Origin of the sequence: Pseudoalteromonas sp. S408 (assembly GCF_005886645.1) — a bacterium.
In the GTDB taxonomy this organism is placed as follows: Bacteria; Pseudomonadota; Gammaproteobacteria; order Enterobacterales; family Alteromonadaceae; genus Pseudoalteromonas.
In genome coordinates this window covers 1-12039 of sequence record NZ_PNDY01000013.1, presented here as the reverse complement: position 1 = coordinate 12039, position 12039 = coordinate 1, and the positions used below count along the sequence as shown (strand labels likewise).

General features: G+C 38.2%; 9 protein-coding genes and 1 tRNA gene. 8 read left to right on the top strand and 2 right to left on the bottom strand.

All coding sequences use genetic code 11. The features are described from left to right. Positions 1 to 69 precede the first annotated feature (69 nt). From tpiA to CWB62_RS11355, 4 genes are all read left to right on the top strand, one after another. Positions 70 to 819, top strand: a complete 750-nt coding sequence (gene tpiA / locus CWB62_RS11370; RefSeq protein WP_138527418.1) for a triose-phosphate isomerase — start codon at positions 70 to 72, stop codon at positions 817 to 819. A 1-nt stretch (position 820) separates the two neighbouring features. Continuing rightward, positions 821 to 1174 carry a preprotein translocase subunit SecG gene (gene secG / locus CWB62_RS11365; RefSeq protein WP_138527417.1) on the top strand — a complete coding sequence of 118 codons (354 nt, stop codon included), beginning with the start codon at positions 821 to 823 and terminating at the stop codon, positions 1172 to 1174. A 66-nt stretch (positions 1175 to 1240) separates the two neighbouring features. Then, positions 1241 to 1325, top strand: a tRNA-Leu gene (locus CWB62_RS11360). 292 nt (positions 1326 to 1617) lie between these two features. Next, positions 1618 to 3243, top strand: coding sequence for a methyl-accepting chemotaxis protein (locus CWB62_RS11355; protein WP_138527416.1), 1626 nt, complete (start codon positions 1618 to 1620; stop codon positions 3241 to 3243). Positions 3244 to 3523: 280 nt separating this feature from the next. Here the strand turns inward: CWB62_RS11355 and CWB62_RS11350 are convergent, their stop codons facing one another. After that, on the bottom strand, positions 3524 to 3931 hold the full coding sequence (locus tag CWB62_RS11350; protein ID WP_138527415.1) for a type 2 periplasmic-binding domain-containing protein: 408 nt from the start codon (positions 3929 to 3931) through the stop codon (positions 3524 to 3526). Between the two features lie 12 nt (positions 3932 to 3943). Continuing rightward, positions 3944 to 5089 (bottom strand): porin, encoded by a 1146-nt coding sequence (locus CWB62_RS11345; protein WP_058404777.1) that lies wholly within the window; start codon positions 5087 to 5089, stop codon positions 3944 to 3946. 463 nt (positions 5090 to 5552) lie between these two features. Here CWB62_RS11345 and CWB62_RS11340 point away from each other — a divergent pair, with 463 nt between their 5' ends. The 4 genes from CWB62_RS11340 to CWB62_RS11325 all read left to right on the top strand — a co-directional run. After that, on the top strand, positions 5553 to 7775 hold the full coding sequence (locus CWB62_RS11340) for a TonB-dependent receptor (RefSeq protein WP_138527414.1): 2223 nt from the start codon (positions 5553 to 5555) through the stop codon (positions 7773 to 7775). Positions 7776 to 7927: 152 nt separating this feature from the next. After that, a complete protein-coding gene (locus CWB62_RS11335) occupies positions 7928 to 9049 on the top strand; it encodes a 4-phosphoerythronate dehydrogenase (RefSeq protein ID WP_138527413.1) in 1122 nt (373 codons plus the stop codon). A gap of 45 nt (positions 9050 to 9094) precedes the next feature. Beyond that, positions 9095 to 10111, top strand: coding sequence for an aspartate-semialdehyde dehydrogenase (locus CWB62_RS11330; protein ID WP_006793896.1), 1017 nt, complete (start codon positions 9095 to 9097; stop codon positions 10109 to 10111). A gap of 350 nt (positions 10112 to 10461) precedes the next feature. Then, positions 10462 to 12039: FimV/HubP family polar landmark protein (locus CWB62_RS11325; RefSeq protein ID WP_283235178.1), on the top strand; the 1578-nt coding region annotated here is incomplete at its 3' end.

Genomic DNA, 12039 nt, shown 5'->3' with positions numbered 1-12039 from the left:
ACAATAACCTCTTGTAACTTCGGGCGATAAAAGTTAATATCTCGCCCGCTTTCTAATGTGGAGTGGAAAATGGCAATACGTAAGGCAATGGTCGCTGGCAATTGGAAAATGAATGGCTCAATAGAGCTAGTCAAAGATATGTCGGATGCTATAAATAGTATTAAATCACCAGAAATAGATGTTATTTTATTTCCTCCATTCCCACTTGTTTCAGCAATGATTGCAAGCGGTGTCATAACAGGTGCTCAAACTGTATCTGAAAACACGCCAGGCGCTTTTACTGGTGAAGTTGATGCACAACTACTGAAAGATCTTGGCGTAAATTATGCGCTAGTTGGCCATTCAGAACGTCGTAGTATTTATAACGAAGGCAGCGATGTTATTGCTGATAAATTTGCTAGAGCTCAATCGGCTGGTTTAATACCCGTTCTTTGTGTTGGCGAAAGTGAAGCAGAGCAAGAAAGTGGACAAACAGAACATGTAGTTGCTGCTCAAATAGATGCGGTAATTAAAAAATTAGGTGTAGCAGCGCTGAAAGATTCTGTGATAGCATACGAGCCCGTTTGGGCCATAGGCACAGGTAAGACTGCATCGCCAGAACAGGCACAAGCTGTTCACAAATTTATCCGTGACAAAATTGCGTCTTTAGACAGTAATTTAGCACAAGGGCTTACCATCTTATATGGTGGAAGCGTTAACGAAAAAAATAGCGAATTATTATTTGCACAACCAGATATTGACGGTGGCCTTATTGGAGGTGCTAGTCTAAAAGCAGCATCTTTTGTTGCTATCTGTAATAGTGCAAAAGGGACCGTATAAGATGTACGAAATTTTATTAGTAGTTTATTTAGTTGTAGCTTTAGCTTTAGTTGGTATGGTTTTAATCCAACAAGGTAAAGGTGCTGATATGGGGTCTTCATTTGGTGCAGGCGCTTCTGGAACTGTATTTGGTTCTTCAGGTGCTGGTAACTTTATGACAAAGACGACAACAAGCCTAGCTACAGTCTTTTTTGTGCTAAGTATAGTTTTAGGTAACTTAACAGCCGGTCAAATAAAACAGACTGATGAATGGGAAAACCTAGAAGCAGCGCCTGCACTAGAAACAGTAGTACCTGTTGAAGAAGATGTTCCTGTTACTTCTAACGAAGAAAGTAACTCAGACGTACCAAACTAATACAGTTTAACGTTCAGCTATTTGTTAACCTCAAACAAATAAAAAAAGCGAACAAAAATTTAAAATGCGGATGTGGTGGAATTGGTAGACACGCTACCTTGAGGGGGTAGTGCTTTAGGGCGTGGGGGTTCAAGTCCCCCCATCCGCACCAAATTTAAAACCAGTAGCAGTAATGTTACTGGTTTTTTTATTTCTAAAATTTGTTTTGATTGTTTTTTGCACTTCAAACGTTTGTGTACCAACAATAATTTAGATTTTGTTGTTGGTCTTTTCTACGAAAAATACATCGCGTACCCAATAATGTTTATTTTTTTGTGTTAATTTTAGTTTTTGGCTTAATTAATGATTAAAATGAAAAAAAAACTAGAAATTTTACAAATTTAACTCACACTTATCAGTATTGAGCCGATAATATATTTAGATAACTCAAAAAGGTAAATAGTATGGCTTCAGGCTTCTCTTTTCAAAACCTAAGCATAACTAAAAAAATACATGCAATAACATGTATTGCAGTTGTTGCTTTTATAATTATGGTATTAATTAATTTTCTTGCCATAGATGATAATAGGGCTTCTTTAGATGAAATGGGGAATTCTTCATATAAAGTTGTAAAGTTAACATCAGCGAATGTAGGGCTGTTAGAAAAACTCGATGAGCTTTACACGCAAGCAGTGACATTTGGTGAACAAGACTTAATAACCAAAGCTGATGACACTTACAAAACAATTGAATCAAATATAAATCTAATTAAGCAGATAAGTAATGGCTACATTAGTAATGATGTAGTGAAAGAATTAGCCGACTACGAAAAAATCTCAGCAACCATTGCTAATGGAATGGTAAATGGCACTGCCGACTTTAGTAAAATCCAGCAGCAAGCCCAGTTAAAAACAAGTCTTTATGGTTCTGTTTTAGAGAGCTTTAAAGCAGCGCAACAAAAAGCTGATAATCGTTTTTTTGAATTAGTTGAAAGCACTAACACGCGTTCTGATAATGCACTTACTTTAATGCTTGCTGTGTCCATCGTGTCTTTATTGCTGCTTTTATTTATGGCTATATGGATAGCAAAGAATATTGGCTCTTCAGCAAGTGATGCAGCAAATAATTTAAGTTTATTAGCGAATGGTAAAGGGTCTTTGAGTACCCAGTTAACCGTGAATTCTAAAGATGAAATTGGCCAAGTTTCTATCAACTTTAATTCTTTTATTGCGCTGTTAAAAGAAACCGTACTTGAAGTAATTGCTGTATGTGAACCTCTAATGGAAAACTCTACCCGATTAGTACAAGGTATGGAGCAGGCAGAGCGTGCAACAACGAAGCAAACAACAGATGCTGAAATTGTTAAGCAATCAATGGAAGAGATGAAGCAAAGTGTGGGTGATATTTCTCAATCTGCAGCAAATGCATCACACGCCGCTGAAACAGCAGAAAAAGAAGTAGAACAAAGCCGTACACAAGTACAAATGTCAGTAAATGCGTCTCGTACATTGAGTGATGAAATTAACCAAGCGGCAACAACAATTAATAAACTTGCGGACGACACAAAAAACGTATCGCAAATATTGAATGTAATTACTTCAATTGCTGATCAAACCAACTTACTTGCTCTAAACGCAGCTATTGAGGCAGCACGCGCTGGCGAACATGGTCGTGGGTTTGCGGTAGTAGCTGATGAAGTACGAGAGCTTGCATCACGTACCGCTCATTCTACAAATGAGATTAGAGAGTTGTTAGGAGCACTGACAACGGCTGCTAATGACTCGGTTACTGCCATGACTTCTGCTCGTGATATGGCTACAGATAATGCAACAGCGGCTGAAAAAACAGGTATATCAATAGAAAAAATAGCAGAGCAAATGTTAGAAATAAACGGTATGAACTCTCAGATTGCAGCAGCGACAGAAGAGCAAACATCGGTTGCAGCCATGGTTGTAGAAAATGTTTCTAATATGCATGTTTCTTTTGAAGATACCATGGATTCATTACTAGCTGTAAGAGATGTAGCTAAAAATCTACATTACTTATCAGATAACCTGCTAGATGCAACAGCCAAATTTAGAATTGAGTAATATACGTAAAATTTACACCAATAGAGCCTCCAAGTGGAGGCTTTTTTGTTTTGTAGGCTAGTAGGTATTACCGACCTGCAATAACAGAGCATTTTAAAGTGCAAGACTGGACGCTAACTGTACTATTTACATTGATGAATTGGATAACAAACTTTTACCTTGCTTATTAACGCGTTTCCCATATTTTTAACAGCTTAGTTAATTAAGCTAATTGATATAACTTTTTACAGGCACAAAAAAACCACCATTTGGTGGTTTTTTAATTTACCGATTTAAACGGTTAAAAGGTCGCAACTACTTTTACGTTGCCACTCACTTTTGCGCTATCTACATAGCCGATAGCATCAGCATTAGCTGCTACAAAATCTATGACAGCTTGATCTGAGCCTAACTTCTCTGGTGGTGTACCTTTACCTGTAAATACAAGTTTAGACCAGTAAGCATTAAGCTGACTGCCAGATTTACCTACAACTTTATCGTTAAACTCATCTGCTGCAGCGGTTCCATCTTGGTTTACTGGATTTACTTTAGTACCATCACCAAATGACTTGGCTTTACCAAGGTATATCTTTTTAATTGTATCTGCATCTAAAGCATTTGCGTTACCAGCGTTAACTATTACCGCAACTTCTGCAAAAGTATTAATTGAGCACAATGAAAGTGCACTAGCTAAAATTAATTTTTTCATTATTTGCTCCAATTAAAATACAAGGTCAACGCCAACAGCAACAACATCAGTTTCTGTATCAGTTACATCGTCTTCAAAGCGGCTAAAATCGATTTTAAACGCTGCAGAAGGGTGAAAGTCGTAACGCGCGCCGATAGTGTATACATTGCTTTGCGCTTGAACACCTGTCAAGGCACCGTTTATAGCTGCATTAAGGCTCGGTACTGCTGCGATAGGGTCAAAGCGAGATGCATCATGCTTATCGTCATTATCTTCATACGTAAAATGGACTATAACGTCATCCAAGCGGTAACCTACAGATGCATAATATTGTGTTTGCTCAGTCAAAATACTGTTTTCTACTTCAAATTGTGTATATTCAGCATCAAATAAGAAATTATCATAATCAATTGAGAAGCCAAAGCCGAAAAAGCTGCTGTCATCTTCGTTTATTGCAATATCGTCAGCTAACGTGTTTAAGCTGTTTGCGCGAAGTGCAGCTTCTAATCCATTTAATGCAGCGCCGCTGGGGTCTGTTCCGTCAAGTGCAAATGATGATTCAGCAATCAAATATGCAGCACGAACACTGAACCAGTCGTATGCAAGCGTCCAGTTAATGCCAGCAAAATCATTAAGCTCAGCTTGAGTTTTTTCAGTGATTGCGTCTATTTCACCATCAAAACTACCGTACATGACTTGTACTGTTGAATCCCAATCACCAAGTTGTGTATTGTGCAATAAGCTTAAACCTTCATAGGTAGAAAAAGGAATGCTATAAACAGATTGAGGCGGGCGTACCCAGCGGTAAGCGTAACCTACATCAATAAAATCTGAGTAACGGTAAAAAGGTACACGCATTTTACCCGCGCTAATTTGTAACTCGTCGCTTAATTCATAAGTTACGTAGGCCCATTCAAATTCTGCGTCGAAATCATTCTCACCACGAGCAACAATTTGAGCTGTTGCCGTTAGCTTTTCCATAAGGTCAGCTGATAGCTGTAATGCAAAGACGCTTTCGTTTTTAAATGAAATGTCATCATCATATCCATATAAGGTACTGTCGCTATCAAGGCTCTTTCCACCGACAATTGATGCAAAGCCATTAATTCGAACTTCGGCGCTAGCATAGTTTGTTGCTAAAGCCGCACATAATGCTACTGCTACAGATAGCTTTTTCATATGTATTTCCTATTAGTTAATTAGATGTTGATTCGAGCATATTATAGAAGTGAAATAGAGCTATATCTAATCAATTTAGCAAGTTAGTAGTAAAAATTAATTAAATTAATACTTTACTATTGGTTTTTGAAGAGGGATACCTGATATTTTTAATGCAGGTTTATGATTTTAAGTAAAAATATTAAGAAAAGTTGCAACCAATTTAATTTGATAACATATATTTGTAGAGTGAGGTTTTATGCAGTAATAGCGTAAAAAGTAAGTATTGCTGCAACGTGTTAACCTTTCCTTTATAGGAACATTTGCATTTTTACCAAAAAATAAATACATAAATTCACAATTGTGTAATATAATGCCCTTCCAGAGGAAAGATGCTACCACGCATCTTTTTTTATGCCCAAAATTTACTGGTTGCACCAGTAAATGCATAATAAACAATTTACGGTATCCTTTGGAGAATATTTTGAAACTACGCAAACTCTCACAGTTAAGCCTAGCAATAGTTGCTGCCCTGACTACCTCAGTAAGTGCTGAAGAAACCAAAACAACTGCAAAACAAGATGCGTTTGAAAAAATCGAAGTTACAGCTCGTAAACGTACAGAGAGCTTGTTTGAATCTCCAACCGCTATCACATCAATTGGTGCTAACTTAATTGATAAAGCCAATATGAGTAACCTTGAAGATATTGGTAAATACGTCCCTAATCTAAACATCACACGTTACGGTGTAGGTAACGCAGCCCATGCTTCGGTATTTATCCGTGGTATTGGTTTGCAAGATCACATTATTACAACCGACCCTGGTGTGGGTGTATACCTTGATGGTGTTTACTTAGGCCGTCAAATGGGGTCTAACCTATCATTACCTAATGTTGAGCGTGTAGAAGTACTGCGCGGCCCACAGGGTACTCTTTATGGCCGTAACACGTTAGGTGGCGCAGTAAACGTTATTACAAAACAGCCGGGCGATGAAGGTATTTTAACAACGTCTGCAAAGTTAGGTAGCCGTGGCCGTATTGCAGGCGATGTGTACTTTAATAACTCATTAAATGATGAGTTAAGTATGTCAGCAAGTGCGTCATACAAAACACGTGACGGCGTTGGCGAAGCAGTAAACCTGGCGAATCCAGAAAAAGAAATTGGTGAAGAAGAAGAGTTTAGTGGCCGCGTAGCCCTTAAATGGCAGGCCAATAGCGATTTAGCGTTTACTTTTTCACTTGACGGTGTTGATAACGAGTCGGGTCAATCGCCTTATACTATTGAATTAACTGAGCCGCTTGATGCAAATGATGTATTTAATGGTGACTTTCCTCTATTAACACAGGACATGATCCCATCAGACCCTGACGATCTAGGCACTACTGTTGCTGGTATTGAATCTACGTCTTACTCAGGGTGGGGTACGTCATTTACTGCTGATTGGGCAATTGATGATACGTACACGGCTAAATTTATTTCGAGTTACCGCACTTCTGAATACGAAGGTGGACTTGATGATGATGCGTCACCTCTTAACTTATCTGAGTTCCCAGAAGAGGGTGGTGCAGACCAGTACTCGTTTGAAATCCAACTAAATGCGACTTACGACAATATGGACTTTGTATCAGGCCTTTACTTCTTTAATGAAGATGGTTTCACTCGTTCTGGTCCATTTGTATTTAGCCCATTCAACACACCTAATGGTTTATTAAACGATGGTGTTACACCTTCATTTGGTGGCTATGGTGACTTTGAAATAAACCAAGAAACAAATTCATACGCTGTATACTTTAATACAAGTTACGATTTAACAGATGATTTAAGTATTGGTGGTGGTCTTCGATACTCAAAAGATGAGAAAGATGCCGATGCGATTTTCCCTACATTTGCTGAACGTAAATACGTAAGTGCAGAGTTTGACGCGGTGACGTGGGATATTAATGCATCTTACCAAATCAGTAACAACATGAACGTTTATGGTCAAATTCAAAAAGGTTATCAAACTGGTGGCTTCCCACCACGTCCATTTGGTGGACCTGATCAGTTTGTGTCGTTCGACGAAACTAAAGCCGTAAACTACGAAATGGGTTTAAAAGGCCAAGTACACGAAAACGTATCTATGATGCTAGCGGTATTTGTTACTGATTACACTGATTTAGCACTTCCGTTTTCAGACCCAACAGCGGGTGGTGGTTTTGTAACTATTGTTGAAAATGCGGGCCAATCAAAAGCGCAAGGTATAGAACTTGAAACCACCGTTGCAATTACTGACGACTTTACAATAAGAAGTGCGGTAGGTTACTTAGATTCAGAGATCACTGAGGTTGATGCGGGTGTTCAAGGTATTGGTAAAGGTGATTCACCGGCATTAACACCTCGTTGGACTGTAATGGTTGCCCCATCATACTTTATGGATTTAGACAGTGGTGCAACGGTTGCACTAAATGCTAATTATTCATACCGTAGTGAAATGCAAGGTCAGTCAGTTTATAGCCAGAGTGAAACGATTGATTCGCGTGAGCTAGTTGGCTTTAATATTTCTTACACTAACGCATATGGCGATATGGAAGTAACACTTTATGGCGAAAACGTACTGAATGAAGTATACGATGTAGGTCGTTTACAGCAATCAGGGTTTGTTGGTGTTATGAGAAGTAATGACCGCAGCGAATTTGGTTTAAAATTCAAAAAAGATTTTGAGTTATAAACTGAAGTTTGCGTTAAAATACAATGTAATTTAAACATTATATTTTATTTTGCTAAAAAGGCCGGATCAGTTTTTGATTCGGCCTTTTTAGTTTGTGCAAAGGTCTGGTTGTTCGATACAATAGCGCCCTAAATTGCCAAATGGACTCTGTGATGAAAATTCTTGCCGATCAAAACATGCCTTTAGTTGAGCAGTACTTTTCAGATTTTGGTGAGGTTGAGCGGTTTGATGGGCGTAACTTAAAACCTGACCAACTGATAGACGTAGAAGTATTACTCACGCGATCTGTTACCAATGTTACTAGTGAGCTATTAGCAAAAGCGAATAAATTAAGCTTTGTTGGTACTGCGACTATTGGTATCGATCATATTGATACAGATCTTTTACAAGACAAAAACATCGCTTTTACAAGTGCTCCAGGGTGTAATGCTGTTGCTGTTGCAGAGTACGTTATTAGTAGTTTATTTGCATTAAGCCAAGAAAATGCCCGCCCATTAACAGGCCAAACTATTGGCATAGTAGGGGTCGGGAGTATTGGCAGTTGTTTGGCTAAAAAGTTAAAAGCATTAAATGTAAAGCTGCTTTTGTGCGATCCATTAAAACATGCACAAGGGTTATTGAATGAGCATGTAGAGTTAGATGAACTACTTGCACAATCAGATATTGTAACTTTCCATGTGCCACTTGTTAAAAAAGGGCCACATAAAACACTTCACATGATGGATAAAGTAAGGCTTAACGCCTTAAAACCGGGTACTACGATAATTAATGCCAGCCGAGGGGATGTTATTGACAATAGTGCTTTACTAGATTTAATGGAAGCAGGGGCTGATTTAGATTTAGTGCTTGATGTGTGGGAAAATGAACCTAATATTTTAACAGACTTACTTGCACATGTACGCTACGCCAGTGTGCATATTGCAGGCCATACACTTGAAGGCAAGGCCAGAGGCACACAAATGCTTTACCAAAAGCTGTGTGAGCTTAAAGGCGTTGAGGCTTCAAAATCTTTAACTGATTTTTTGCCCGTACCAGCTATAACGCAAGTGGCTATTGCTGAGAGTTTTACAGAGCAAGACATCGCACGTTTGGTGCACACAATTTACGATGTAAGAAGGGATGATGGGATTTTACTTCGTCATCTAGAGTCGGATGGTTTTGATAGTTTACGTAAAAACTATCCTGTAAGGAGAGAATTTAGCACCTTAACCGTTAATGGTGATGGCTCGCAGTTAGCTGCCTTAGGTCAACTTGGTTTTAAACTAACCAACTAATTATTAATTTAACGGTGTTTTAATATCGTTTAAAGAGGAAAAAATATGTCGCAAAAATATAACGTTGCTGTACTTGGTGCTACTGGTTTAGTAGGACGTCAAATTATCGAAACTTTAGCAGATCGTAAATTTCCGGTTGATCAGCTATTTTTGCTTGCGAGCAGCCGCAGTGCAGGTGAAGACATTAAGTTTCGTGGTGAGACAATTGAAGTACAAGACGTTGAAGGCTTTGATTTTAGCCAAGCGCATATTGGATTGTTTTCTGCCGGTGGGAGCGTCTCAGAAAAATATGCCCCAATTGCAGCCGATGCAGGTTGTATAGTTATTGATAATACCTCGCATTTTAGAAATGATTTTGAAATCCCCCTTGTTGTCCCAGAAGTGAATGCCTCAAGTCTTGCCGACTTTAGAAATCGTAATATTATTGCAAACCCAAATTGTTCGACTATTCAAATGATGTTGGCACTAAAGCCAATTTACGATGCGTATGGTATTGATCGAATAAATGTATCAACTTACCAAGCGGTATCAGGGGCTGGGAAAGAAGCTGTTGATGAGTTAGCAAAGCAAACAGCTAACTTGATGAATGCACGCCCAATGGATAATGAAATATTTCCTAAGCAAATAGCCTTTAATGTTATTCCGCAAATAGATAGCTTTGAAGATAACGGCTATACCCGCGAAGAAATGAAAATGGTAAACGAAACGCACAAAATATTAGGTGATACAACAATCGCAATAAACCCAACGTGTGTGCGTGTTCCTGTGTTTTTTGGTCATTCTGAATCTATTAATATTGAAACACGTATGCAATACGACTTCGAACACGTTAAACAGCTGTTAAATGATGCACCAGGCGTTGAGCTAATTGACGATGAAGGTGATTATCCAACAGCGGTTTCCGATGCCAGTGGTAACGATACTGTATATGTTGGCCGTTTGCGCGCTGATATTTCACACCCTCATGGCCTAAATATGTGGGTTGTTAGTGATAATACCCGTAAAGGTGCTGCAACCAATAGCGTTCAAATAGCTGAAGAGTTAATAGAAAATTATATGTAACATTTTTAAATGTTAAGCACTCTTTAAAAGCGGTAAGCACTATGTGTTTGCCGCTTTTTGTTTAAATAGAGTGCCACTTTTTTGCCGTTTTTTATAATATTTAATAAAGTTACTGATAATACTCAATAAATTAATATTAAAAATGTGTTGTTAAGGCATTTCTTTTCAATGTGTTGCAATGGATATTGTGCCCTAAGTGGTTTATAGTTTGTAATTGGAATAGAGCTTGCAACAAAAATAGATTGTAATAACAAATGTGAGTCAGTCATTAGGCTGATAAGGCAAGAGTAATCAATGTTTACACACTTAGTTTAGAGTGCTTTGTAACATTTAGACATTAAAGGATCAGCATGCGCGGTTTGGCTATACTTTTAATATTAGCGTCTGCACTAGTAGTAACGCCTGTATATACACAAGATAGTACCCAATTAAAGGGGCCTAAAGGCGTTGACTATGGTGCTCAAGGGCGATCTATTGGTCCGATTAAACCTACCGATACACTTTGGCGTATAGCTGTAAAAGTACGCCCAGATAATTCAGTAAGTATTTATCAAGTTATGCAGGCCTTGTATAACAAAAACCCCGACTCATTTTTAGATCAAAACCTCAATCATATGCGAAGTGGGGCTTACTTAAAAATACCTACTTTATCTGAAATTATACGTGTGAACACTCAACTTGCTAGGCAGCGTTCTGAGCAAGACGACGAGTTGTGGGAAAAGAAAAAAAACGGAACACTCACACAGACTGAAATAACAACGGCTCAAACACAAGTTACACAAGCACGTAAAGTTGATGTAGACGACGCCAAAAAAGAATTACAACAAGAAATAAAAGAGATCAAAACAGACCAAACTAATAAGTTAGTTGAGTTACAGCAGCAATTTAAAAGTTCAGTAACAAATGTTGAAGAGATTTTAGTTGAAAATAATAACCTTAAAAAACAACTAACTGGAATTTCTAAAGAGCTCGAAAATGTTCGCCAACAATTAGGTCAAGACAGTGAAATACAGCTGCAGTTAAAAGAATTAATACTTAAACAAAACGAAATAATTGCTCAGCAAAAAGCAAAAGAGGTAGAACCTGAAAGCGATTTTGACCTGCTTGCGCTTTTATCTAATCCCATAGTTCTTGGGCTATTAATGTTTATTCCTGGCTTATTGATTATTTTTGGTATTGTTATGTTTTTGCGTAAAAAAGCAAATAGCCAAGAAGAGCCTCAAGAAGATGATGAGTTTTTACCGCAAACGCCAACGTATTCAAATGATGATGTAGCAGACCCACTTGATGATCCTATTATTCCAGACCCACTTGATGATTTGAGTGTTCAGTTAGACGATCATCTTGAAGACGATATGCTTTCTGATGATGATTTATTAGAAGATGATACAGACGAGCTTGATGAATCTGACAATCTTCTCGATCAAGATGAGTTAGAAAGTTTACTCAGTGACGATATTGTTTTTGACGATGAAAGTGACGAAGACGATGAAGTTGACATTTTTATGCAGCAAGGGTTTGACGACACTGCTGATGATAGCTTAGACGACATTGATTTAGATTTAGACCAAGAACCGTCTGGAACTGATGATATTTTAAGTAATGATGACTTAGATAGCCTATTTGACGAAGATGACAGCTTACCTGAGTTTGATTCACCAGCAGAAAAAGAGCCACAAAGTGATAGTTTAGAATCTAACGATGAAATGGCAGCATTGAGCGAAGAGCTGGCGACCGATGATTTTGATATAGATGATTTACTTGATCAAACGAGTGCCGAACCAGTAGACACGTCTGATAAAACTTCTGAAGAAAGTGACGATTTTGACTTAGACGATATCGACAGCTTAATTGATGAAGCAAATGATGATTCAGCTAATGAAACGCCAACTGATACGTTAGTTGAAGAAAGTGATGACTTTGATTTT